The 24,141-nt window shown below is 60.0% G+C and carries 28 protein-coding genes and 1 pseudogene; 14 read left to right on the top strand and 15 right to left on the bottom strand.

Annotated features, from left to right (window positions below; genetic code table 11):
- Positions 1-199 precede the first annotated feature (199 nt).
- A pseudogene (locus AC07V0_RS02965) lies at positions 200-472 on the bottom strand (PAS domain-containing protein); the annotation flags it as partial.
- A 296-nt stretch (positions 473-768) separates the two neighbouring features.
- On the opposite strand from AC07V0_RS02965, the gene moaC reads away from it, so the two are divergent.
- From moaC to AC07V0_RS02930, 7 genes are all read left to right on the top strand, one after another.
- Positions 769-1,242, top strand: a complete 474-nt coding sequence (moaC, locus tag AC07V0_RS02960; RefSeq protein ID WP_026286545.1) for a cyclic pyranopterin monophosphate synthase MoaC — start codon at positions 769-771, stop codon at positions 1,240-1,242.
- Positions 1,239-1,484: a MoaD/ThiS family protein gene (locus AC07V0_RS02955; protein WP_018927765.1), complete on the top strand. Its 246-nt coding sequence runs from the start codon at positions 1,239-1,241 to the stop codon at positions 1,482-1,484. Before moaC ends, AC07V0_RS02955 begins: the two co-directional genes overlap by 4 nt.
- 4 nt (positions 1,485-1,488) lie before the next feature.
- A complete protein-coding gene (moaE, locus tag AC07V0_RS02950; RefSeq protein ID WP_018927766.1) occupies positions 1,489-1,935 on the top strand; it encodes a molybdopterin synthase catalytic subunit MoaE in 447 nt (148 codons plus the stop codon).
- Positions 1,936-1,989: 54 nt separating this feature from the next.
- A complete protein-coding gene (locus AC07V0_RS02945) occupies positions 1,990-2,433 on the top strand; it encodes a CopD family copper resistance protein (RefSeq protein ID WP_018927767.1) in 444 nt (147 codons plus the stop codon).
- Between the two features lie 119 nt (positions 2,434-2,552).
- A complete protein-coding gene (locus AC07V0_RS02940) occupies positions 2,553-3,938 on the top strand; it encodes an oxygen-independent coproporphyrinogen III oxidase (protein ID WP_086945739.1) in 1,386 nt (461 codons plus the stop codon).
- The gene (gene hemN / locus AC07V0_RS02935) at positions 3,922-5,310 is read left to right on the top strand and encodes an oxygen-independent coproporphyrinogen III oxidase (RefSeq protein WP_086945738.1); all 1,389 of its coding nucleotides are present in this window, start codon (positions 3,922-3,924) and stop codon (positions 5,308-5,310) included. The genes AC07V0_RS02940 and hemN overlap by 17 nt, the downstream gene beginning before the upstream one ends.
- A gap of 39 nt (positions 5,311-5,349) precedes the next feature.
- Entirely contained in the window at positions 5,350-6,093 is a 744-nt protein-coding gene (locus tag AC07V0_RS02930) for an SDR family NAD(P)-dependent oxidoreductase (protein WP_018927772.1), read from the top strand.
- A 186-nt stretch (positions 6,094-6,279) separates the two neighbouring features.
- Here AC07V0_RS02930 and AC07V0_RS02925 read toward each other — a convergent pair whose 3' ends face one another.
- From AC07V0_RS02925 to AC07V0_RS02870, 12 genes are all read right to left on the bottom strand, one after another.
- Positions 6,280-7,773, bottom strand: a complete 1,494-nt coding sequence (locus AC07V0_RS02925; RefSeq protein WP_086945737.1) for a cytochrome D1 domain-containing protein — start codon at positions 7,771-7,773, stop codon at positions 6,280-6,282.
- Positions 7,770-8,606, bottom strand: coding sequence for a uroporphyrinogen-III C-methyltransferase (cobA, locus tag AC07V0_RS02920; protein ID WP_018927774.1), 837 nt, complete (start codon positions 8,604-8,606; stop codon positions 7,770-7,772). The genes AC07V0_RS02925 and cobA overlap by 4 nt, the downstream gene beginning before the upstream one ends.
- A gap of 70 nt (positions 8,607-8,676) precedes the next feature.
- Complete coding sequence (gene nirJ, locus AC07V0_RS02915) at positions 8,677-9,855, bottom strand: heme d1 biosynthesis radical SAM protein NirJ (protein ID WP_086945736.1); 1,179 nt, start codon at positions 9,853-9,855, stop codon at positions 8,677-8,679.
- A 212-nt stretch (positions 9,856-10,067) separates the two neighbouring features.
- Positions 10,068-10,583 (bottom strand): siroheme decarboxylase subunit beta, encoded by a 516-nt coding sequence (gene ahbB / locus AC07V0_RS02910; protein WP_018927776.1) that lies wholly within the window; start codon positions 10,581-10,583, stop codon positions 10,068-10,070.
- Positions 10,558-11,001, bottom strand: coding sequence for an Lrp/AsnC family transcriptional regulator (locus AC07V0_RS02905; RefSeq protein ID WP_086945734.1), 444 nt, complete (start codon positions 10,999-11,001; stop codon positions 10,558-10,560). Before AC07V0_RS02905 ends, ahbB (AC07V0_RS02910) begins: the two co-directional genes overlap by 26 nt.
- Entirely contained in the window at positions 10,994-11,509 is a 516-nt protein-coding gene (ahbB, locus tag AC07V0_RS02900) for a siroheme decarboxylase subunit beta (protein WP_086945733.1), read from the bottom strand. Before ahbB (AC07V0_RS02900) ends, AC07V0_RS02905 begins: the two co-directional genes overlap by 8 nt.
- Complete coding sequence (locus AC07V0_RS02895; protein ID WP_086945732.1) at positions 11,506-11,964, bottom strand: Lrp/AsnC family transcriptional regulator; 459 nt, start codon at positions 11,962-11,964, stop codon at positions 11,506-11,508. Before AC07V0_RS02895 ends, ahbB (AC07V0_RS02900) begins: the two co-directional genes overlap by 4 nt.
- A 1-nt stretch (position 11,965) precedes the next feature.
- Positions 11,966-13,144, bottom strand: coding sequence for a cytochrome D1 domain-containing protein (locus AC07V0_RS02890; protein ID WP_495019365.1), 1,179 nt, complete (start codon positions 13,142-13,144; stop codon positions 11,966-11,968).
- Positions 13,141-13,467 (bottom strand): c-type cytochrome, encoded by a 327-nt coding sequence (locus tag AC07V0_RS02885; RefSeq protein WP_018927781.1) that lies wholly within the window; start codon positions 13,465-13,467, stop codon positions 13,141-13,143. Before AC07V0_RS02885 ends, AC07V0_RS02890 begins: the two co-directional genes overlap by 4 nt.
- 15 nt (positions 13,468-13,482) lie before the next feature.
- Positions 13,483-13,797, bottom strand: a complete 315-nt coding sequence (locus AC07V0_RS02880; protein WP_019649087.1) for a c-type cytochrome — start codon at positions 13,795-13,797, stop codon at positions 13,483-13,485.
- A gap of 24 nt (positions 13,798-13,821) precedes the next feature.
- Positions 13,822-15,513, bottom strand: coding sequence for a cytochrome D1 domain-containing protein (locus tag AC07V0_RS02875; protein WP_495019364.1), 1,692 nt, complete (start codon positions 15,511-15,513; stop codon positions 13,822-13,824).
- Positions 15,497-15,715: a hypothetical protein gene (locus tag AC07V0_RS02870; protein ID WP_064617208.1), complete on the bottom strand. Its 219-nt coding sequence runs from the start codon at positions 15,713-15,715 to the stop codon at positions 15,497-15,499. Before AC07V0_RS02870 ends, AC07V0_RS02875 begins: the two co-directional genes overlap by 17 nt.
- Positions 15,716-15,722: 7 nt before the next feature.
- Between AC07V0_RS02870 and AC07V0_RS02865 the strand changes: the two genes are divergently transcribed.
- From AC07V0_RS02865 to AC07V0_RS02840, 6 genes are all read left to right on the top strand, one after another.
- The gene (locus AC07V0_RS02865; RefSeq protein WP_370695265.1) at positions 15,723-16,505 is read left to right on the top strand and encodes a CbbQ/NirQ/NorQ/GpvN family protein; all 783 of its coding nucleotides are present in this window, start codon (positions 15,723-15,725) and stop codon (positions 16,503-16,505) included.
- Positions 16,489-17,076, top strand: a complete 588-nt coding sequence (locus AC07V0_RS02860; protein WP_064617213.1) for a cytochrome c oxidase subunit 3 — start codon at positions 16,489-16,491, stop codon at positions 17,074-17,076. The genes AC07V0_RS02865 and AC07V0_RS02860 overlap by 17 nt, the downstream gene beginning before the upstream one ends.
- A gap of 11 nt (positions 17,077-17,087) precedes the next feature.
- On the top strand, positions 17,088-17,345 hold the full coding sequence (locus AC07V0_RS02855; RefSeq protein ID WP_064617215.1) for a cytochrome C oxidase subunit IV family protein: 258 nt from the start codon (positions 17,088-17,090) through the stop codon (positions 17,343-17,345).
- Positions 17,346-17,603: 258 nt separating this feature from the next.
- Entirely contained in the window at positions 17,604-18,044 is a 441-nt protein-coding gene (locus tag AC07V0_RS02850) for a c-type cytochrome (RefSeq protein WP_018927787.1), read from the top strand.
- Between the two features lie 3 nt (positions 18,045-18,047).
- Positions 18,048-19,475 (top strand): cbb3-type cytochrome c oxidase subunit I, encoded by a 1,428-nt coding sequence (locus tag AC07V0_RS02845; protein ID WP_018927788.1) that lies wholly within the window; start codon positions 18,048-18,050, stop codon positions 19,473-19,475.
- A 78-nt stretch (positions 19,476-19,553) separates the two neighbouring features.
- The gene (locus AC07V0_RS02840; RefSeq protein ID WP_495019363.1) at positions 19,554-21,395 is read left to right on the top strand and encodes a nitric oxide reductase activation protein NorD; all 1,842 of its coding nucleotides are present in this window, start codon (positions 19,554-19,556) and stop codon (positions 21,393-21,395) included.
- A gap of 77 nt (positions 21,396-21,472) precedes the next feature.
- On the opposite strand, the gene AC07V0_RS02835 is transcribed toward AC07V0_RS02840, so the two are convergent.
- Positions 21,473-21,667, bottom strand: a complete 195-nt coding sequence (locus AC07V0_RS02835) for a hypothetical protein (protein WP_018927790.1) — start codon at positions 21,665-21,667, stop codon at positions 21,473-21,475.
- Entirely contained in the window at positions 21,664-22,347 is a 684-nt protein-coding gene (locus AC07V0_RS02830; RefSeq protein WP_018927791.1) for a Crp/Fnr family transcriptional regulator, read from the bottom strand. The genes AC07V0_RS02835 and AC07V0_RS02830 overlap by 4 nt, the downstream gene beginning before the upstream one ends.
- Before the next feature lie 584 nt (positions 22,348-22,931).
- Between AC07V0_RS02830 and AC07V0_RS02825 the strand changes: the two genes are divergently transcribed.
- The gene (locus AC07V0_RS02825) at positions 22,932-24,122 is read left to right on the top strand and encodes an NnrS family protein (protein ID WP_086945728.1); all 1,191 of its coding nucleotides are present in this window, start codon (positions 22,932-22,934) and stop codon (positions 24,120-24,122) included.
- Positions 24,123-24,141 lie beyond the last annotated feature (19 nt).

Here is a 24,141-nt window from a genome sequence, read left to right as displayed (position 1 = left end):
CCAGGAATGGCAACCAGCCAAGCAGGGCCGGTTGCCACTTGTCACGCGCGGGGATGGCCGCCTTGCCCTGACTGATGCGCTTGTAGAGGGCTTCGGCGCGGTGAACTTGTTCGGCAGTGGGTTTGACCCTGACCGATTCATAGCCAACCACTTGGCTGCCTTCGAAAATCGGTGTGACGTAGGCATTGACCCAGTAATGGTCACCGTTTCTGGAGCGGTTTTTGACAATGCCCATCCACGGGTTGCCTTGCTTAAGAGCGCCCCACATATGGGCGAATACGGCAGGAGGCACATCGGGATGGCGGACGATATTTTGCGGTGCGCCAATCAGGTCGGCTCTGTGGAAGCCACTGATTTCTACGAAGGCGTCATTGCAGTAAGTGATGACTCCTCGAGCATCTGTTGTCGAGATGAGTTTCTGTTGAGGTGCAAGCGCGACCTCACGTTGCGTAACGGGTTGGTTGTTCCTCATTCCTGCAGCTCCCTGGGTCCGGTAAAAAAGCCATCGGCAGACGCCAGGAAAATGTGAGTGATTTTTTTAAAATTATATTTAACAACAATGAGTTACATCAATTTTGCTCATTGGAGATCGGGTCCCGAATGGATTTTTTTCCAGGTCCGTCCTCGACATCCAGGTTTACGCAAGGTTGTAGGAATGGCCTTGTCTGGATTACTTGATTGACGTCAACCGCCTGTGTCGGCCTGCGCTGTATTCTGCGCTGAAACCGACTGTTGGTAGCGCAAGGCTTATTGCTCATGACTGAATTGATGCTGACTCACCTCGACTCACTGGGACGCGTGCGAATGGTCGATGTTACGGATAAATGCGTGACGTCCCGAGAAGCCGTGGCTGAGGCATGGGTTCATATGCTTGCCGAGACCCGACAACTGATTGCCAGTGGTGCTCACCCTAAAGGTGATGTATTTGCGGTAGCGCGGATCGCCGGCATTCAGGCGGCCAAACGCACGAGCGAGTTGATTCCGCTCTGTCATCCGCTGCTTCTGAGCAGTGTTAACGTTGAGTTGAGTTTTGAAGGTGACCAACGCGTACGCATTGTTTCTCGGTGCAAGCTGTCCGGACAGACCGGCGTCGAGATGGAGGCACTGACCGCCGCCAGTGTGGCGGCCTTGACCCTGTATGACATGTGCAAGGCCGTGGACCGGGGAATGAGTATCGAATCGGTGCGGCTGTTGGAGAAGCAGGGTGGTAAAAGTGGCTGGTATCAGGCGCCGCAACAATGAAGCTGAATGTTTTGTATTTCTCGCGGTACCGCGAAACGCTTGGCCTTGACGATGAAACGATTGAAGGTGATTTCACTTCTGTCGATCAGTTGCGTCAGCACCTGATACATCGTTCTGGCGTCTGGCAGGTGCTGGCCGAACAGAACCTCATGTGTGCCCGCAATCAGGACATGTGTGGGCTCGATGAGCCGTTGATAGACGGTGATGAAGTGGGTTTTTTCCCAACCGTAACGGGAGGGTGATTCGATGATTCGAGTGCAGACAGAGCGCTTCGAACCCGGCACCGAAATCAATGCCCTGCAGGCTTTGAGTCTGAATGTCGGTGCCGTGGTGAGTTTTGTCGGGTATGTACGTGACACCAACGTCGGACAAGAAGTCGCCGGGATGTTTCTTGAACATTACCCCGGTATGACCGAAAAGGTCCTGGGCAAGATCGCCGACGAAGCCCGGCAGCGCTGGCCGTTGCTCGGACTGGTGCTGATCCATCGAATCGGCGCGCTGCAACCGGGAGACCCCATTGTCTTTGTCGGCGTCAGCAGCAGTCATCGTCAAGCGGCTTTTGATGCCTGTGCGTTTGTAATGGATTACCTGAAAACCCGAGCGCCATTCTGGAAGAAAGAACAGGTGGCCGAGAGTTCCCATTGGGTCGAGGCTCGCCACAGTGATCGCGAGGCGGCGCAACGATGGGAGTGACGTTTCCCTCGCGGTGAGTGGAACGTGTTCAGCTGTATTGAGAGCGAGAATCCCATGCTCTATCCGCTGTTTCTGACGTTGCACCTGTTTGCCGCGATGATTTTCATCGGCACGGTATTCTTCGAAGTCCTGTTCCTTGAAAGTATCCGCAAACAACTGCCGGTCAAGGTCATGTTACTGGTCGAGCAGGGTGTCGGTCGACGTGCACGCACCTTGATTCCATGGGTCTTGCTGGTGTTGTTCGGTGCCGGGTTGGGGATGGTCTGGCTGCGCTATTTACCGGTCCTTGCCACACCAATGGCCTCATCGTTTGGCACGTTGCTGATGTTGAAAATCGTGGTGGCCGTCAGCGTACTGCTGCATTTCCTGGTCGCCATGTTTTTGTTCAAAAGTGGCCGGATGAGTGCTCGATACCTGCATTTCATCCATGGCAGCCTGTTCTGCCACATGGTTGTCATTGTGCTGTTGGCCAAGTGGATGTTTTACCTGACGTGGTGACTGGGCATGCCTGGTGTCCGTTGCGCGACAAGCACTTTGCTCGCGCTTGATGCAAATCAAGGAGCATGGGTCGCCAGGCTCCGACACTGGCGGTCCGCAGCCAGTCTCGGAGACCCGTTATGCTCAATTCGTTTCACAGCCCTGGAGAGCTGAACGTCCGGTGCGATCAAGGCGTGCTCGACCCCAACGGCCATGTCGACACTGAAAAATTTCACGACGGCATCGGCTCTCTGGATTTGCATCGTGCATTGCGCGTCAGCCGTCAGAAGTGCCGTCCGCTGTCGCTGAACGTGCAACTGCCTTCTAACCTCAAGCGTGCCTTGTGGTCCCCTCGCGAAACTTCATGCGAGCACAGTGGTGTCGAACACTATCTTCAGCGTCTGCAACATGAGATCGACCTCGTCGGTTGTCATCTGGGAGCCGGGCAGCGGGTCGAGCAGTTCCATCTGGGGGGCGGAACACCCGCCATCGCCCAACTGAGACGGCTGATGAATCACCTTCGTGGCCGATTCAACTTTCTTGGACATGAGTGCGGTGACTACAGCATAGAAGTGGACCTTCACCATACGGATTGGTCGACCATGGGCATGCTGCGTGACCTGGGGTTCAACCATGTCAGCATCGGCGTTCCGGACATCGGTGCCGACCGTGCGATGTCGGTGGCCTGCTACCAGAATCCGGCACCGATCCATTCGCTTATCGATGCCGCTCGTACCTTCGGCTATCGATCCATCAATGTCGATCTGGGTTATGGCCATACCTGGCAGACGCCAGAAAGTTTTGCGCTGAAACTGGCGACCATCATCGAACTGGAGCCGGACCGGCTGCTGGTGTTTGACTATGCCCGGCCACCCCAACGCTATCGGCCAAAGACTGCAGACACAATCGGGGCGTTTTGCAGCGAGGAAGATAAAGGCGCCATGCGCCGGATCTGCTTTGAACAGTTGATCGGCGCCGGTTATCACTACATTGGCCTGGGGCAGTTTGTCCGACCCGATGACGATTTGGCGATTGCTCAGGAGCGCGGCCGATTACGTCGCAATTGTGAGGGGTTTACCCGTCACGGGCATTGCGACCATATCGGGTTCGGTTTGGGCGCTATCAGTCAGATCGACGGTTTGTATGCGCAAAACACCGACGAACTGGAACGGTACCAGAAGCAACTGGACATGGACCAACTGCCGACGAGTCGTGGCTGGCGCTGTGAGGAAGGGGATCAGGTCAGGCACATGGTCATGGAACGCCTGGCGTGTGATCTGGAGCTGGATATCCAGGCAATCGAGAGGCGTCATGGAGTCATTTTTCGCCAGTACTTTTTCACCGCCTGGCCTGTGCTTGAGCAATTGAGCCGTGACGGGTTGATTGAACTGTCTGACCGTTTCATCAGCATTCTTCCGGCCGGTCGGCCGCACGTGGATGCCGTCTGCAACCTGTTTGAAAAGGATTCGGACGGTGCGGGGCATGAACCCCATTACGAATGGATTGATCATGACAACTTCATTTGATTTCAATCGTGCCCTGGTCGAAAAGTATGACCTCCCGGGGCCGCGCTATACCTCTTACCCGACCGCGCCGCAGTTTCATCAGGCGTTCGCCGTCGATGACTATCAGCGTGCGGCCTCGGACAGCAACCAGGCGACAACGCCAAAATCGCTGTCGGTGTACATCCACATCCCGTTCTGCAAGAGCCTTTGTTACTACTGCGCCTGCAACAAAATCATTACCCGGAAAACCCACCGCGCCGTCGAGTACCTGACGTACCTCAAGCGCGAAATCGTGATGCAGGCTGCCTTGTTCGACCGCACCCGCAAACTCACACAACTGCACCTGGGAGGTGGCACGCCGACCTATTTGACCGGCGAGCAACTGGCTGACCTTATGGACTGCCTGCACCAGGCGTTCGACATGGATGACAGCGATGACCATGAGTTTTCCATCGAGGTCGACCCTCGCACCATCAGTACGCAACAGATCCAGTTGTTGCGTCAGTTGGGGTTCAATCGTTTGAGCTTTGGCGTACAGGACTTCGATCCCGACGTGCAGGCAGCGGTCAATCGGCAGCAAAGTGAAGAGCAAATCCATGCGCTGGTCGCTGCGGCGCGCCAAGCGCGATTCAAATCGATCAGTGTCGATCTGATTTACGGCCTGCCATTGCAAACCGTGGAGAGTTTCGATGTCACCCTCGGCAAAATCATCGCGCTGCGTCCGGACCGGATTGCCGCCTACAGCTACGCCCATCTGCCGGAACTGGTGCGCGCACAACGGCTGATTCGTTCGGCCGACATGCCGCCACCGGAGCGCAAACTGGAATTGCTTGAACTGACTGTCCGTCGTCTGACTGAGGCCGGTTATATCTATATCGGCATGGACCATTTTGCCTTGCCGGACGATGAGTTGGCGCTGGCCCGGGCCAATGGCACGTTGCAACGCAATTTCCAGGGTTATTCCACCCATGCCGACTGCGATTTGATCGGTCTCGGGGTGTCTTCCATCGGCAAGGTCGGCGACAGCTACAGCCAGAGCGTCAAGGAGCTTTCGCAGTACTACGCCCGTATTGATCAAGGCTTGTTGCCTGTGCATCGGGGTTACCGGTTGAGCGCCGATGATCGGCTGCGCCGAGAAGTGATCAGCGATCTGATGTGCCACGGCCGGATCGACTTCGGCAAGTTTGAAGCGGGTCATGACATCTGCTTTACCGATTACTTTGCCGATGCGCTGATGCAACTGGACGAGCATGTTCGCGATGGCTTGCTGCAGATTCACAAAGACGCGTTGGTGTTGTTGCCCCACGGGCATTTGATGATGCGCAGCGCGGCGATGGCGTTTGATGCCTATTTGGGCGCTGATCAAAAAGGCCGGTTTTCACGTACCGTTTGAAGTCCCCAGTGCTGGCGTCCGCGATGCCAGGAGGAAATGATGAGAACCGAGTTTCAGGATCGTTTGGCGGTGGTCACGGGTGCCAGTTCCGGGATAGGCCTGGCCCTGTGTGCGGCGCTGTTGCCGCGCGGGGTCAAGGTGCTGGCGATGTCACGGAAAATCGGGGAATTGCCGGCCTTGCAGCAGATCTATGGCGAGCGCCTGCAATGGTGTGCCGGTGACGTGACCTGTCAGGATGACCTGCAGGCGCTGGCCCAACGTGCGTCGACACTGGGCCAGGTGGATTATCTGGTGCCCAACGCGGGTATCGCCGAAATGGCCGATAGCCTCGACATGCCGGCCTTCCAGCGTCAGTGGGCGGTCAACGGCGCCGGGGCGTTGAATACCCTGGCGGCGTTACGCGGGGAGTTGGCGAGTCCGGCTTCGGTGGTGTTTGTCGGCAGCTTCCTGACCGGCTCGAGCTTTCCCGGTCTGGCCGCCTGCATTGCCAGCAAGGCCGCGCTGGCGGCGCAGGCGCGCACGTTGGCGGTGGAATTCGCGCGTTATGACGTGCGCATCAATCTGGTCTCCCCGGGGCCGACCGCGACCTCGATGTGGGACAACCTGGGGTTGAGCGACGGGGAACTCGACGACGTTGCCGGCACCCTCGGCAAACGTCTGCTGCCCGGTCATTTCCTCGATGCGTCTGCGGTGGCCAACGTGATTGTCTTTCAGCTGTCTCAAGGCGCGCGGGGTGTTTATGGTCAGGACTGGAAAGTCGATAACGGTTATACCCTGAGCTGAAGAGGTGAACACAAACCCTGTGGCGAGGGAGCTTGCTCCCGCTCGGCTGCGTAGCAGTCGTAAAATCAGCACCTGCGTTTAATCTGAATGTACGCAGTGACTGCTTTTAGGGCCGCTTCGCGCCCCAGCGGGAGCAAGCTCCCTCGCCACAAGTGCGATGTGTATTTCGATGTTCAGACACAAAATCTAGTGCGACGTACCCTCGGCAAACTCGATTTTATTGCCCACGTTGTACTTACCCGACGGCTTGTTCATCGGCAGGCGCTTGATCTCTTTGAGGGTGTTGCTGTCGTAGACGATCAGCGCACCGTCAGTGGCCCAGATACTCAGCAGCAGGTAGCGACCGTCGCGGGTGAACTCGACGTGGGCGGCGGTCTTTCCGGGCATCGGGCGCAGGGTGTGAGCGATTTCCAGGGTCTGTTTGTCGATCAGGTGGATCGCATCGTTGTCGGGGCCGAAGAACACGTCGGTCCAGGCATACCGCGAGTTGACGTGGCTGCGCATGAAGAAGCCCGGCCCCAGGGTCGGTATTTCCTTGAGCAGTTTCCAGGTCTTGAAGTCGATGACCGAGATCAGGCCCTTGCTGATGTTCGGCGTGGCGAACACCCACTCACCGTTACGTTTCCAGTAGGTCCCGGACCCCAGGTGCGGCATGCCCGGCAGTGGAATGTCGGTGACCACCTTGCCACTGTCGAGGTCGATCACCTGGCCGCCCTTGGCCGCGCGCGACGTGGCCAGCAGTTGCTTGTAGTCCGGTGAAAAGGAAAAGTCGTCCAGCATATCTTCGGCGTGGATCCGTCGCGGTTCGAAATCCGGTGTGCCGGTGCAGGGCAGTTCCCAGACTTCCTTCACGTCCTTGAGCGCCACGATGAAGCTGTCCCGTGGCGGCGCGGTGTAGACCGCGCTGACCCGTGACGCGGTGCCGTCCTGGCCGATCGCCGGAATGGTTTTGACCAATGACAGATCACGGGCATCGAGCACCACCAGGTTGCCAGGCAGGTAGTTGCCCACCAGCACCCATCGGCCGTCCTTGCTCACCGCGAGGTTGCGGGTGTTGAGCCCGGCGCGGACCTCGGCGATCAGTTTCAGGTTATGCAAGTCATACAGGCTGATCCAGCCATCGCGAGAAGCCACGTAGACGAAGCGTCCGTCCGGCGAAAACTTCGGCCCGCCATGCACTGCAAAGTGCGAAGAGAACCGAGCCAGCACTTCAAAGCGGTCGCCGTCGAGGATGTCGATGTGATGATCACCGGCTTCCACCACCACAAACAGGTTCAGGGGATCGGCGCGATGCTGGGGCGTGTCGGGCAGTTTGTTGATATCGGCGAGAATCGAATGACTGCCGCGAATGTCATCGTTGCTCCAGGTGGGTGGGGTGGCGGGTGGTTGCTGGAGGTAGTCCACCAACGCGTCGATCTGCGTGGCGTTGAACACGTTGGCATACCCGCTCATCTGACTCGCGGGGCGACCGTCCTGGATCACGCTGCGGATTTCGTCGGGTTTGATCCGGCTCAGGCTTTCCGGCAGCAAGGCCGGCCCCGCACCGCCGAAACGGTTGGCGCCATGGCAGCTCTGGCAATGCTGTTGGTAGAGGTTGGCGGCCGCGTCGGAGGGCGGAGTCGCTGCACCGGCGTGAGCCGCACCGATCCATAACAATGGGCCAAGCACCATGCGCCTCATATCGCCACCTTGCGCTGGCGTTGCAGCGCTGCGGGGTAAAAGCGCGCCGGGAATTCCTGTTGTTGGGCAGCGAACAGATCGACCACTTTGCCGATCACCGCAAGCGTCGGAATGCCAGGTGGGCATTCCCGCGCCAGGGTCGGCAATTGGTGCAGCCTGCCTCGTGCAACATGCTGGTCGGGACGCGTGCCATTGCTGATCAGCGCCGCCGGTGTCTCGGCGGGCATTCCAGCTTCGATCAAGCGCTGGGCGATAATCCCGAGATTGGATAACCCCATGTAAAACACCAGGGTCTGGCTGCTGTCGACGAGGCTGCTCCAGGGTAATTGCAACTCACCATCGTGTTGCAGGTGCCCGGTGATGAATCGACAGGAGTTGACCAGCTCCCGATGGGTCAGTGGAATGCCAGCGTAAGCGCTACACCCGGAGGCGGCAGTAATGCCGGGGACCACCTGGCAGTCAATGTTGCGTTGCAGCAGGTACTCCAGTTCCTCGGCGCCACGGCCGAAGATGAACGGGTCGCCACCTTTGAGCCGGACCACACGCTGCCCCAGATCGGCGAGGTCGGCGAGTAGTTCGTTGATCTGATCCTGAGGCAGGCTGTGGCAGCCGCTGGCCTTGCCGACGTAATGCCGGGCGCAGGTGAGGGGGATCAATGCCAGCAGCTCGGGGCTGATCAGGCGGTCGTAAACCACGGCGTCGGCTTGCATCAACAGGCTCCAGGCGCGCAGGGTCAGCAAGCGTGGATCGCCGGGGCCAGCGCCGACCAGGGCAACTTCGCCCGGTCTGAACGGGGACTCAAGTGCAGCCGGTAAAATAATCGATGGATGCATGGGACGTCCTTGGTACTTCATCAGGTGGGCCGGCCCCATCCTTTGTCAGATGGCTCGCCAGGCGGGTGCTTCAGTGCATGACGCAAGGGATGGTCGGTAAGGGCGACACGCCGATTTCTTCATCGCTGAGGTGGCAACCGGGGTCCTGGCCCCAGAGATCACCCTCGGCCCAGGCGCGGGTGCGGGTATTGCCGTTGCAGATGCTGAGCCAGCGGCATTGGCCACAACGGCCACCCACGGCGCGAGGATGCGCGCGCAGTTGCTGCAACAAGGCGTCCGGGCGGTCCAGCCACAGCGTGCGAAACGGCGTGTGCCGGACATTGCCCACCGAGTGCTGCCACCAATAGGTGTCGGGGTGCACTTCGCCTGTGTTGTCGATGTTGGCGATGCCACTGCCCGAGGCGTTGCCGCCCCAGGCGCGGAGCATGTGTTCCAGGCGCCGGTAATGCTCGGGTAGATGCAGGCCTACCCATTGCAGCAGGAGAATCGCGTCGGCATCGTTGTTGCCGCTGACAAAATCGCTGTCGCGACCGTGCTGGATATCTTCCCAGGCCCGTTCGAAGATCAGCGTCATCGCCTCGCGGCTCATCTGCTGTCGGGCGTCGAGCTGGCGGCTGCGTTTGCCGCGACCGCTGTAGTTGAGGTGCGACAGATAAAACTTCTGCACGTCGTATTCGCGCATCAGTGCCAGTAATTGCGGCAGCTGCGCATGATTCTCCTGGGTCAGGGTGGTGCGCAGGCCGACGCGAATGCCCTGTTCGCGACAGAGCCGGATCGCCCGCATGGAACTGGCGAAGCTGCCCTTGAGTTGGCGGAACGCATCGTGGGTGGCTTCCAGGCCATCGATGCTGATCCCCACATAGTCGAAATTCGCTGCGCGGATCTGCGCAATGTTCTGCTCATCGATCAATGTGCCGTTGGTGGACAAAGCCACAAAGAAACCCTTTGTGCGGGCATAGGCGCTGAGCACAAACAGATCGTCATGCAGCAGGGGTTCACCGCCGGAAAGAATCAATACCTTCACGCCGGCATCGTGCAGATCGTCGATCACGGTCAGCGCGGCGGGCGTATCCAGTTCGTCGCGAAAGACGCTGTCGGCGGACGTGGCGTAGCAGTGTTTGCAGGTCAGGTTGCAGCGCCTGAGCAGGTTCCAGATCACCACCGGCGGCCGGTTGCTGCCCGGTGGGCTGGTTCTGGGGGCGGGCACCTGGCCGGTCAGGGCACGCAGGTATTGGCTGATCCTCAACATGCAACTCTCCTTGAGTCAGGGTGTGTTCAGCGCGAAGCAATAAGCAAACGCAAGCCTGATGCCCGTAGCAGCTGTCGAGCTTGCGAGGCTGCGTTCGGTTCGGGCCGCGATCGGACGCAGCAGTCGTATAACCTGTGTGCAAGGTTTATCTGAAACACCGTATCGCCTGATTTCACGACTGCTTCGCAGCCGAACGCAGGCTTCGCCAGCTGCTACAAGGTATGCGTTGAACTGAGCGGCATTAAACGCACACCGGTTTTTTTCAGGATGCGACTGCTCACCAGCATCTCGTCGGCGACACAGGCGTCGCCCAGCAAGTAGCGCAGGTGTTCGCGGTAGCTGTCGATTTCCTCGCGGCTGCGACCGTGCACCATGGCGAACAGGTTGTAGCGCCACGCGGTTCGTCGCGGGCGTCGATAACAGTGGCTGACAAAAGGCTGTGCGCCGATCAGCGCGCCGAGGCGCGGCATGTCGGTGTCGCGCACATCCCAAACGGTCATGCCGTTGTAGCGATAGCCCAGGCGATAGTGGTTGGGGACAGCGGCGATGCGCCGGATCGCGCCCTCGGCCTGCAGGCGCTTGAGCAGATCCAGGGTGGATTCGATGCTCAGGTCCAGCTGTTCGGCGAGCCAGGCCCACGGGTCATCCAGCAGCGGCAAGCCGGCCTGGGTCAGTTCAATCAGCCGGTGCGCCAGGGTGTCTTCAGACCGGGAAGTACAGACCGACATGGTAAGTCTCCTCTTTAGGCAAGTTGAGCAGCGGCAAACCGGTCAGGGTTTCGATGTATTGCAAGGTTTCGGTGACGTCTTGTTCGGTAGCGCAGGCGAGCACGAACCACATGTTCCAGGCGTGTTCGCGTCGATAGTTGTGCGCCACTTCAGGCAGGGCGTGCAGTTGCTCGGCGACCTCTTCGAACCGTTCTTCCGGCACTGCCAGCGCCGCGAGGGTGAAGGCGCCACCGAGGCGTTCGATGTCGAACATCGGACCGAAGCGCGTGAGTATTCCTTCACAGAGCAGTTCGTGGAGGCGGTGGAGCAATTCAGGGCTGCTGCTGTCCAGTTCGCTGGCCAGCGCCTGCCAGGGGTTACGCACCAGTGGCAGGCCCAGTTGCAAGCGGTTGATCAACCGACGGTCAAGATCATCCATGGGGCTTGGTTCCCGTTGAGGAGGCGACAAAGCGTGCGCCGCATTGTTTGAAGGCATGGGTGCTGAACAGCAGTTGATGGGGCAGGTCACTCAGCAAGTGTTCTCCCAGCAACGCCTGGATCTGCGCCTCGACCTGCGCGCGTTGGCGTCCGTGAACCATGCAGAACAGGTTGTAGCGCCACTGCGGCAGGCGCCGTGGCCGTTGATAGCAGAGGGTGATACCGGACGCTCGCCCCAGGCGCTGGCCGACTTCGTCGATCAGCGCGTCCGGAACATCCAGCACCAGCATGGCGTTGGCGGTAAAGCCCAGGGCGCGATGGTTGAGCACCAGGCCGACCCGGCGAAACAGCCCCTGTTCGTGCCACTGGTGCATCTGCGCGAGCACCTGGTTTTCGTCGGCGTTTATCCGTTCCGCGAGGGTTTGATAGGGGCGCGAAACACGCGGTAATCCGTCTTCCAGGTGCCTTCGTAAGGCTTGTGTCTGTTCGGGGCTCAATCCCGTCTTCATGGGCCTTCTCCCAAGGCAAAACCGAGGTCGATGCGGTAAGCGGTCAACATCGGCAGATCCAGCGGAACAAGGCCGGTTTCGTTCTCAAGTGCTTCGAGAACACGTTCGATGTGGGGGCGATCAGGCCCGGTCAGCACAAACCACAGGTTGTAGAAATGCTCCCGTGCGTAGTTGTGATTGACCTCGGGATACTGGCTGACGCACTCGGCGACCTGTTGCAGACGTTCGGCGGGCACGGCGAAGGCGGCGAGGGTGCTGGCCCCGGCGCGGCTGTGTTCGAACACCGGGCCGATGCGTGAGAGGGTGCCGGCCTGAGCCATCGCTTCCAGACAATCCATCACCTGGGCCTCGCGGCAACCGAGAATCCGGGCCATCTCCTTGTAAGGTTCCGGGCACAATGGCATGCCGTGCTGGAAGCGGTCGATAAGTTGGCGGCTGAGCAGGTCGAGGTTCATTTCAATAGCCCATTTTCTGCGCGCGACTGCTGAAGAAGATGCCGCTCGGCGCGGTGGCGGGAAGGGTGCTCAGCTGCTTCAGGCTGTACGGATCCCAGACCTGAACCTGATCGCCATCGCGTAACGACAGCCACAACTGGTCGCCGCGCGCGGTGAATTCCATGTGCAGCACCGCCGGCCCCGGTCGCAGATCGGCGACTACGGCACGGGTTTCGGTGTCGATGACCTGGACCCGATCGCTGTCCGGGTAGGCGAAATTGACCCACAGTTGCCGACCGTCCGGCCGCGACGTGACGAACACCGGTTGGCCGGCCACCGGGATGGCAGCGGTCTGCTGCCACGTGCGGGAATCCATCACCAGCACCTGATGACGGCCGACGGCGGGCACGAAGGCCTGGTTGTCGGCAACGGCCCAACCCTCCAGATGCGGCATCTTGTAGACGGGCAACTTCGCCTGGCCGCGTCCGTAATCACCGAGCACTCGCTGCACCCCGCGCTCGGGGTGCCAGAGGTCGAGTTGCGCCATGCCGTCTTCGCCGAACAGCCCAGCCATGTAATAGCGACCATCGGGGGTAATCAGCGCGTCGTAGGGTTGCTGGCCGATGTCGGTGAAGCGGCTGATCCGTGGCGTGCTGCCCTGACTGAAATCGGCGGTCCAGATCTCGCCGGTATCGAACAGGCTGAACACAAAACGCTGTCCGGGCGCGTCGACCAGGCCGACCACCCGTGAGCGTTTGCTGCCATCGGCGAGCGGTGTCGCGGGAATATCGGCCACCTGTTGCAGAGTGACGGCATCGAACACCTTCACGCCGCCGGGCACGTAGTTGGAGACTGCGATCAACTTGCCGTCCTGACTGATGGCGCCGCCGATGCTGTTGCCGCCCTGGATGACGCGATGGTCGATGCGTTGGGTCAGCAGGTCGATTTTGCTCAACCCGCCGTCGCGGCCGAACACATAGGCATAACGCTGGTCGCGGGAAAACACCACCGAGGCATGGGACAGATCGCCGAAGCCTTCGAGTCGGGCCAGTGCCGTGCGGGTATCGCTTTCGATGATTTGCACGCTGCCGGTGGTGCGCTCCACCACCACGCCCAGATCGCCGGTACCACGCAAGGGTGACTGAGCGCAGGCGGACAACAACAGCCCGGTCGCCGCTGACAGCAGGATTGAACGGATCATGGTGCGGGATATCCCTGGAGAAGAAGATCAACCAGCCAACGAATGTCGTCCGGGCTGAGCAACGGGGCCCAACCGGGCATCGCGGTGCCGGGGCGACCTTGGGTGACGGTGGCAATCAGGCTGTCGCGGGACTTGCCTGCCAGCGTTGCGCGCGTCAGGTCGGGACCCAGCCCGCCGGTCATGTGCAGTCCATGGCAGGCGCCGCAATCCTGGGCCAGCAGGTGCTCGAGTTGGGCCTGACGCTTGGCGTTCGGCGCCGCAACCGAGGTCGCGCAAAAAAGGAGGAGGGCCGCCAGAACCACTGCGTGTCGATGAACCATCATGGCGCCCTCCGTTGGCTATTTGAGACTCAGGACCCAAGTTGCAAGTGTCTTCGCTTCATCATCCGTCACCGGGTTGGCCGGCATTGGTATCGGGCCCCAGTTGCCTTGCGTACCGTTCTTGATGTGGTTGGCCAGGGTGTCGACGGCCTCGGGTACGCCAGCGTTCTTGGCCGCGACATCCTTGAGCGCCGGGCCGACAAGCTTGGTGTCGATGGAATGGCAGGCGGCGCAGGGTTTGCTCTTGAACAGTTCCTGCGCATCTTGGGCCACAACCGGCTGCACGCTCAGCGCAGCGGTCAGGGCGAACAGTGAAAGCAGAGTATTTTTCATGGTCGTTCCTTGCATTGATGGAGCTCAATAAATGTCGTGTTGGGTGTTGTAGACATTGAATTTCCCGGTGGGGGTAATCAGGCGTTTGTCCTTGATCACCGATTTGAGCTTCAGCGTTTTGTCGTCGATCACCACCAGTGCCGACTCCTCTGATTGACCGCTCCACACGGAGAACCAGACCTCATCGCCGGCCTTGTTGTATTCCGGCTGCACGACCCGCATGGCGCCTTGCTTGATGCCGGCATACTCGGCGATGGGCAGCACGGTGTAGCCGGCGTCGAGTTTGTCGAGGTTGAACACCGCCACCGACTGGCTCAGCTTGGCGTCCGGGTTGAGGGTGGTGTCGACATACAGGTGGCGCGAGTTGGGGTGGGTTTTGATGAACAACGAACCGCCGCCCTGGCCCTTGAGCGAGGCGACCTGTTTCCAGGCGTATTGCGGGTGTTTGGCCGGGTCGGTACCGATCAGCGAGATACCGTCGTCTCCCAGGTGGCTGGTGGCCCAGACCGGGCCGTAGACAGGATGATCAAAGTTGGCGCCACGACCCGGGTGAGGGGTTTTGCCGACGTCCACCAGGGCGGCCAACTTGCGATCCTTGGAGTCGATCACGGCGACTTTGTTGGAGTTGTTGGCGGCGGTCATGAAGTAGCGATGGGTGCTGTCCCAACCGCCGTCATGCAGGAAAGGGGCAGCATCGATGTAGGTGATGGTGAGGTTTTTGATGTCCTGGTAATTGACCAGCATGACCTTGCCGGTTTCCTTGACGTTAACGATGAACTCCGGCCATTCGTGGGAGGCGATGATCGCCGCGACCCGGGGTTCTGGGTGATATTCCTGCTTGTCGACAGTCATGCCGCGGGTCGAGACGATCTGTTTGGGCTCCAGGGTTTCACCATCCATGATGGTGAATTGTGGTGGCCAATAGGAGCCGGCGACCGTGTATTTGTCTTCGTAACCCTTGAACTTGGAAGTCTCCACCGAGCGCGCCTCGATGCCCACTTTGACTTCGGCGACCTTGGTCGGCTCCACCGGCCACAGGTCGATCATGTCGATCCGGGCGTCTCGACCAATCACCAGCAGGTAGCGACCGGAGGCAGAAATGCGCGAGATGTGAACCGCGTAACCGGTCTCGATCAGCTTGACGATTTTCTTGCTGTCACCGTCGATCAGGGCAATCTTGCCGTCATCGCGTAACGTCACCGAAAACAGGTTCGGCAGATTGAGTTTGCTCAGTTGCTTCTTCGGACGATCCTCGGGCTTGACCAGCACTTTCCAGGTTTTCAGCGTCTCGGCCATGCCCCATTCCGGTGGCGTGGGCGGTGTGTGCTGAATGAACTTGGCCATGGCCGTGATCTGATCCTTGGTCAGCGCATTGGATGTTCCCCAGTTCGGCATGCCCGCTGGTGAACCGAAGGTAATCAACGCCTCCAGATACGGTTGACCGCGAGACTGGGTGATGTCCGGCGTCAGTGGTTTACCCGTGGCGCCTTTGCGCAGCACGCCGTGGCAGCCGGCGCAGCGCTGGAAGTAGATTTCCTTGGACGCGTCGAACTCGGCCTGACTCATGTCGGGCGCTCCGGCGGTTTTGACCATCAGCGGGCTGGCCGCGGCAGTGGTGGGTTCCTCGGCTCTGGCTGCGTGAGTCACCGCAAGGGCCAGCGCCGACCACAATGTGGCGACAGTCAGAGCAAACGTTTTTCTATTGCTGATCAGCATTCCATTTCTCCTCAGGCAAGACCTTTGCGATGTGCTGGAACGGCAGCGCAGAACGCAGGTTCTTAGTGCCGTGCAAGGCTATGCCCGAGCAGGCCAATGCTTGCTTGACCGCGATCAAGTTTGCCGGCCATGTCACTTGCCAGGTTGTCGCAGGCGCCCGTAGCGTGTGACTTGAATCCGCTTTTTGGAACAGACAGCCCATGGACCGAATCCAGTCTTGCGAACCCTTCTATCAACCGCTCAATAATGAGGAGGCGCTGTTCGAGCAAGCCTGGCGACACGGCATGCCGGTGCTGATCAAAGGCCCGACGGGGTGCGGCAAGACCCGTTTCGTCCAGCACATGGCCCATCGGCTGAAGCTGCCGCTGTACACCGTGGCGTGCCATGACGACCTGAGTGCCGCCGACCTGATTGGCCGTCATCTGATTGGCGCCCAAGGCACTTGGTGGCAGGACGGGCCGCTGACCCGCGCGGTGCGTGAAGGCGGCATTTGTTATCTGGACGAAGTGGTCGAGGCGCGGCAGGACACGGTGGTCGTACTGCACCCACTGGCCGATGATCGTCGCGAGTTGTTCCTGGAGCGCACCGGCGAAGTGTTGCAGGCGCCGTCCTCATTCATGCTGGTCGTGTCGTACAACCCCGGCTACCAGAACCTGCTCAAAGGCATGAAACCCAGCACCCGACAACGTTTCGTGGCGATGCGTTTCGGCTATCCGCCGGTGGCCGACGAAGAGCGTATTGTCAGCCGGGAAGCGCAGGTGGACAGCGCGCTGGCGGCGCAAGTGGTCAGGCTGGGGCAGGCCCTGCGAAGGCTGGATCAACATGATCTTGAGGAAGTCGCCTCGACACGGCTGCTGATTTTTACTGCGCGAATGATCCGCTCCGGCATGAGCCCGCGTGAAGCGTGCATGGCTTGCCTGGCCGAGCCGCTGAGCGATGATCCGCTGACGGTTGCGGCGCTGATGGGCGTGGTTGATGTCCACTTCGGCTGAGTCCAGGGGCGTTGCGCGTGGCCACCTGCCGGGCGATCTGGCGATGTGGTTTTTCATTTTGGCCGAGTTGTCGGTGTTCGCCATCCTGATTCTGGCGTTCGCCGTGACCCAGGCACTCAAGCCGCAGTTGTTCGGTGAAAGCCGTCAATTGCTCAACACCTCTACCGGCCTGGCGATGACCCTGAGCCTGCTCACCGCCGGGCTGTTCGCCGCGCTGGCTCAGGAGCAGGTCAGGCGTTCCCGGTCCCGCCACGGCGCCGTACTTCTGCTGGCCGCGTTGCTTGCCGGCAGCGTCTACGTGGTGTTGAAACTTACCGAATACCGGCACTTGCTGGCCTCGGGGCTGGGCATGGAGCACAACACGTTTTTCACCCTCTATTGGATCCTCACCGGTTTTCATTTTCTCCATGTATTGCTCGGCATGGTCATTCTCGGATGGCTGGCCGAGCGCTGCCGTCGAGGCCTGTACAACGCCGCCAACCGCAGCGGGTTTGAATCGGGCGTGCTGTATTGGCACATGGTCGATCTGATCTGGGTCGTGCTGTTTCCGCTGGTGTACGTGCTGAATTGACGGAGGTTCTGATGTCGGCTTCCAGGTTGTTGCTCGTCTGCTGGGCAGCGTTGGCCACATTAAGCGTGTGCACCGTTGTGTTGTCACAAGTCGGCGCGACGTGGCTGTTGTCCATTGCCATTTTGCTGGTGGCGGTTGGCAAGGCCTGGCTGATCACCGATGGCTTCATGGAGATGCGCCATGCGCCGCGATTGTGGCGCCGGTTGATGGTGAGCTGGGCGCTGGTGTTGGCGGCAGTAGTGGGGCTGACGCTGGCGTCGTTCCGCTAAGTCGTTATGCGAACCCTGTAGCAGCTGCCGAAGGCTGCGTTCGGCTGCGAAGCAGTCGCAAAGTCAGACGCCGCGGTGTTTCAGGATGATTGAGGGGGCAGGGTTTACGACTGCTGCGCAGCCGAACGCAGCCTTCGGCAGCTGCTACAGGTTGGCCCTGATACCCGACCAAAACCATCTGCCTTTCTTGATCGCCATCAAGCAGGTTTTACCCCCTCGCTTTCTATCATGAGCACGCCAAGCAAAGAGGAAGCGACCATGTCAGAGACCTTCACCAAAGGCATGGCCAGGAATATCTACTTCGGGGGAAGCGTCTTTTTCTTCCTGATATTCCTGGCCTTGACCTATCACACGGAACAGACCTTTCCAGTGCGCAGCAACGAAGCGCAGTTAACCGAATCAGTGATTCGCGGCAAGACGGTCTGGGAGCAAAACAACTGCGTCGGCTGCCACACGTTGCTGGGCGAGGGCGCCTACTTTGCGCCAGAGCTGGGCAACGTATTCCAGCGGCGCGGCGGGGAGGAGGGCTTTAAACCTTTTCTACATGCCTGGATGAAAATGCAGCCGCTGGGCGTACCGGGCCGACGAGCGATGCCGCAGTTCAAGTTGAGCGAGCAAGAGGTGGATGACATCGCCGAGTTCCTCAAATGGAGCTCGAACATCAACACCAATGGCTGGCCGCCAAACAAGGAGGGCTAAGAGATGAGCATCGCTAATCCGCATCTGAAATTCGCCTCGCAAGCCGTGGCCAAACCGTACTTCGTGTTTGCCCTGATGCTGTTTCTCGGTCAGGTGCTGTTCGGTTTGATCATGGGGGTGCAATACGTGATCGGAGACTTTCTGTTCCCGATCATTCCCTTCAACGTGGCGCGGATGGTGCACACCAATCTGCTGATCGTCTGGTTGCTGTTCGGCTTCATGGGCGCCGCCTATTACCTGATTCCGGAAGAGGCCGACCGCGAACTGCACAGCCCGAAGCTGGCGATCATTCTGTTCTGGGTATTCGCCGCTGCTGGTGTGTTGACGATTCTCGGCTATCTGCTGGTGCCTTATGCGGGCCTGGCCAAACTGACGCATAACGAGCTGCTGCCGACCATGGGCCGGGAGTTCCTGGAGCAACCGACCATCACCAAGATGGGCATTGTGGTGGTGTGCCTGGGCTTTCTCTACAACATCGGCATGACCTTGCTCAAAGGTCGCAAGACCACCGTCAGCATGGTGATGATGACCGGGTTGATCGGCCTTGCGGTGTTCTTCCTGTTCTCCTTCTACAACCCCGGTAATCTGGCCCGCGACAAGTTCTACTGGTGGTGGGTGGTGCATCTTTGGGTGGAAGGCGTGTGGGAACTGATCATGGGCTCGATGCTCGCCTTCGTGCTGATCAAGATCACCGGTGTCGACCGGGAAGTCGTGGAGAAATGGCTCTACGTGATCATCGCCATGGCGCTGATTACCGGGATCATCGGCACCGGTCACCACTTCTTCTGGATCGGTGCGCCCGAGGTCTGGCTGTGGGTCGGCTCGATCTTCTCCGCATTCGAACCGCTGCCGTTCCTGGCCATGGTGATCTTTGCCTTCAGCATGGTGAAGAACCGTCGGCGGCAACACCCGAACCGTGCCGCCACGCTGTGGGCCAAGGGCACCACGGTCACGGCGTTCTTCGGTGCGGGTGTCTGGGGCTTTCTGCATACCCTGGCGCCGGTCAACTTCTACACCCATGGTTCGCAATTGACGGCAGCGCACGGTCACCTGGCTTTCTACGGTGCTTACGCGATGATCGTGATGACCTTGATCAGCTACGCCATGCCACGCCTGCGCGGGCTGGGTGAAGCGGGTGACGAGCGTTCACAGACCCTCGAAGTCTGGGGCTTCTGGTTAATGACCCTGTCGATGGTGATGATCACGCTGTTCCTCACCGCGGCCGGTGTCGTACAGGTTTACCTGCAACGCTGGCAGGCCGATGGGATCGCGTTGCCATTCATGGCCACGGTCGAACATCTGCAAGTGCTGTTCTGGGCGCGTCTGGGTGCTGGTATCGGCTTCTTCGCCGGGCTGCTCTGTTACCTGTTCAGCTTCAAGCAACGTGGCCGCGCAGCCTTGCGCGCTCCGGCTGCGGTTGTGCCTTCATGAACGAGTGCAATAGCTAGAAAAGGTCGGCCCGGCTGATACAGCGGGCCGTTTTTTTGGTTTCCAGCAAGGGCAAGCATCATGGCGTTTACCGTCGAACTGGAAGAGTGGGTTGGCAGTGTCTGGCATCGTTTCATCACCCGGCGCGCCAGCCCTGATTTCCCCGAAGCACGGGTTGAACTGGCCAGCCAGCAACGCCCGCTGGCGCTGTTGTTCCGCGCCATGGGCGGTGCCAATGGCGTCGGTGTGGAAGCCGCCAGCGACCGCGATCTGCTGCTGCGGCGTAACCTGTTGCAGCAAATCGCCGGCACCTGCAAGCAAGTGCCACTGGCATGGTGCGACGCGACTAACCTAAGACTGCCGTCAAGCCTGGCGGTGTTTCCTGACGTGGCACTGAATGAGGAACTCTATCGGTGGCTCGCGTTGCTGGCGGCGCAGGCCGGGCAGATGCGCCACTGGGGCCGGGACAATCAACGCTGGACGCAACAGCTGCTGCGACGCTATCCGGCGCTGCGTGTTCGGTACCAACGACTGGTCGATGCCCATCTGCAATTGCGCCCCGATCCGGCCTCGTTGAACGCCAGCGAAGCGGCCCTGGAGCGGGCGTTATGCCAGGCGTTGCGCGAGCCCGGCAGTGTCGAGCATTTTCCCCGTAGCGAACGGGCCGCGTGGCCGCTGCCGCTGTGGTTGTACCCGCCGCAAAACCTTGCCAGCCCGCAGACTGCCGATCTGGGCGATGAGTCCGAAGAGTCTTTGACCACGCCACCCGGCGAGCAGAAAGGCGGGCGTAAGCGCGCGACGCGGATCGATGAAAGCACCCGTGAAGGCGGGTTGCTGGTGGTGCGTCTGGAGAACCTGTTCAGCTGGACCGAGCACGTGGACCTGGATCGCTGGTCGGATGACAGCGAAGACCCTGACGCTGCCCGAGTCGCCGACGACCTGGATGAGTTGACGCTGTCGCGCACACGCCTGCGCAAGGGTGGCGGTCTCAAGCTGCATCTGGATTTACCACCGGCCGATGTCGACGATATTCCCCTCGGCGAGGGCCTCAAGTTGCCGGAGTGGGACTATCGCAAGCAACAGATGCAGGACAGCTTCGTCAACCTGCAAATGCTGGTGCCCCGAAACTGTGAGGCGCAGCCGCTGCCGCTACGCTTGAAGGCCTCGGCGCACCGCTTGCGGCGTCAGTTCGAGCACCTGCGCAATGATCGTCAATGGTTACGCCAACAACCTCAGGGATCAGAGCTGGACATGCAGGCCTGGCTGGATTTTCACGTTGATCGCGAGCATGGCCAGTGCGCCGAACGCGGTTTGTTCATGGAGCAGCGGCAGACTCGCCGCGACCTGGCGTGCCTGTTGCTGGCCGACGTATCGATGTCCACCGACGCCCATCTGAACGATGAGCATCGTGTTATCGACGTGATCCGCGACAGCCTGCTGCTGTTCGGCGAAACCTTGTCGGTGCTGGGTGATGATTTCGCCCTGTACGGGTTTTCCTCGTTGCGTCGTCAGCAAGTGCGCATGCAGGAACTCAAGTCGTTCATCCAGCGTTATGACGACACCACCCGAGGTCGTATTCAAGGTCTCAAACCGGGGTATTACACACGTATGGGCGCCGCCATTCGCCAGGCCACGCAACTGTTGGGCACGAGCAAGCGGCGCAGCAAACTGTTGTTGCTGCTGACGGATGGCAAACCGAATGATCTGGATCTGTATGAGGGGCGCTACGGCGTTGAAGATACCCGCGAGGCGGTGCTGGAGGCACGGCGTCAGGGGCTGACGCCGTTCTGTATCACGATCGATCGCGAGGCCGGGGATTACCTGCCATACATGTTCGGCGCCAATGGCTACACCTTGATCCGCCAGCCCGAACAACTGCCCCTGCGCTTGCCGCAGTTGTACCGCCAGCTGACCCAACTGTGATGTCCTTGACCACCTGCGTCCCTGTAGCAGCTGCCGAACGCAGGCTGCGCCAGCTGCTACAGGGATATGTGCGATCTTCAGCTGCGCGGCAGCCAGAAAAACATCACCACGCAAAAGACCGTCAGGCCAACGCAGAACCACATGAATCGGCGCTGCCGACGTTCCCCGGCGTGTTCAGCCAGTGCCGGCAGGGGCATGCCGCATTGGTGGCACTCGGTTTCTTGTGAAGGGTTGGCATGTTGGCAATACAGGCAGACGGGCATGGCACTCACTCGAACTGTTCCAGGCGCAGACGATCAAGAATGGCGATCTGACGGCCGTCCTGAGTGATGATGTTTTCATCGATCAAGCGGCGGATGATTCGCGAAAAGGTTTCTGGCTGGATCGACAGATGCCCGGCAATCAGTTGCTTGGCCATCGGCAGTTCGAATTGGCAGTCAACGGTTTGCTGGCGCACCAGTTGCGTCAGCAGATAACGCACGACCCGGTGGGTGGCGTTTTTCAGCGACAGGGTTTCGATTTCGTTGACCCGTTGATGTAAGCGAACGCAGAGCTTGCCCAGTAGTGCGAAGGTCAACCGACTATTGCTCTGCAGCAGGCGCATGTAGGTGCTGTTGGATAAACGATAGAGCTGGGTGGGGCAGATCGCTTCGGCCGAGGCCACATAGTTTGGGGTGTCCATCAGCATCATCGCCTCTGCGAAGGTTTGCCGCTCGCTGATGACCTCGAACACTTTCTCCTGCCCATCCGGTGTCAGCCGGTAGATTTTTACCGCGCCGGCAATCACGAAGTAGAACGCATCGGCCGGCTCCCCCTGACGGAACAACGGCTCGCCTTTGTCGATGCTCAGCAATTGGCTGGTACTCATCAATTCGTCCAGCTGTTCTTCGTTCAACGGCTCGAACAGATGATGACTGCGCAGAATCTGGTGATGGACGCGGTGAAGCACCATGAGAATTCATCCTGAAGATTGAGAAGGGGGGCTGGTGATCAAGTCAGACGAGGCCCAGGGAAACGCCACTGGCCACGGCCAGGATTGAGGTCAACACCACGAACCAGGCCAGTGGCTGGATGACTTTTTTCATGACGACTCCTGGGATCGGTTTGTTTGATTTCCACAAGCTTGAGCAAGACATGGGCCAGGCTTGGAGGCCTTTATTTAGCGGGGTTCTCAGGCGTGAGGGTAAAAAAGACCCTGAGGATTAGGGTGAAAATAACCCTTTAATGGTCATTTGTACCCTGATCCGGAATGCCCTGTGGCGAGGGAGCTTGCTCCCGCTGGAGTGCGAAGCACTCCCAACATCGATCTACGCGGTATGTCTGATAGAACGCATTCGCCGGTTTTACGGCTGCTGCGCACCCGAGCGGGAGCAAGCTCCCTCGCCACAGGAATACGAGAAAGCATCAGGGCACGCCCCTTGCACACTTGATCTGCGACAACGGCAATGGATCGGTAATACCCGATGATTGCCCCTGGATTTACCTCGGCGCCTGCGGGTTGGTGTCAGGTCGGCAACAAGGTAGAGGAGTGGTTTTATGCAAGTGCTTGACCGCCGTAAAGCGATGGCAATCACGCCGCTGTTTCGGCTGGCCTTTCGGCCATTTTTCCTCGCCGGTTGCCTTTTGGCAGTGCTGGTCATTCCACTCTGGCTGGCGGCCTTCAGTGGTTCGATTTCCAACTGGCAGCCGGCGGGCGGTTGGCTGGGCTGGCATCGGCATGAATTGCTGTTCGGGTTCGGGTTGGCGATTATCGCGGGCTTTCTGTTGACGGCGGTGCAGACCTGGACCGGTCGCCCCGGCCTCAGCAGCAAACCGTTGGCCGCGCTGGCGTTGCTGTGGTTGTTGGCGCGGGTGGCCTGGCTGGCCAATGCGCCATGGCCGTTGCTCGCCGTGCTGGAACTGGCGTTCCCGTTGGCGGTGGCGGTACTCATGGGCTTCACCTTGTGGAAAGTGCGGCAGAAACGTAACTACCCGATTGTGGTGGTCTTGATGTTATTGGCCTTGGCTGACGGGTTGTCTCTGTATGGCCTGGTCGAGGGGCACGAAGGCTGGCAACGCCAGGGCGTGCTGAGCGGCCTCTGGCTGGTGGCGGCGATGATGGGGTTGATCGGCGGGCGGGTCATTCCGTTCTTCACCCAGCGCGGCCTTGGTCGGGTGGACGGCGTTGCCGCCTGGCCCTGGCTGGATCGACTGCTGTTGGTCGGTTCGCCGCTGGTGGCGTTGTTGTATGCCGCAGGACCTGCGCTCGCCCCCAATGTCTGGGTGGGCCTGCTGTTCGCGGTGCTGGCGGCAGGGCATCTGGTACGCCTGGTGCGCTGGCATGACCGGGCACTCTGGCGCGTGCCGTTGCTGTGGTCGCTGCATCTGGCTTATGGCTGGTTGGCGGTGGCGTGTCTCGGGATGGCGCTGTGGCATTTCGGTGTGCCGGTTAACCCGAGTCTGGCGGTGCATTGCCTGACCATCGGAGCCATGGCTGGCCTGGTGCTGGCGATGATCGCGCGGGTCAGCCTCGGCCACACCGGTCGCCCCCTGGAACCGCCATCGGGCATGACCCTGGCGTTCATTCTGCTCAACCTGGCGTGTCTGAGCCGGGTGGTGTTGATCCTGTTCTTGCCGTTGGCCGCATTGTGGCTGGCCGGTCTGTGCTGGGCGCTGGCGTTTGCGCTGTATACCTGGCGCTACGGGCCGATGCTGCTGCGGGCCCGGGTTGACGGTCATCCGGGATGAGCACGCACACTGACAGAGG

This window comes from Pseudomonas sp. GW821-FHT01E10, from assembly GCF_059422365.1.
Note: the sequence above shows the minus strand (reverse complement) of the source record. Positions and strands in the feature narration are given on the sequence as shown.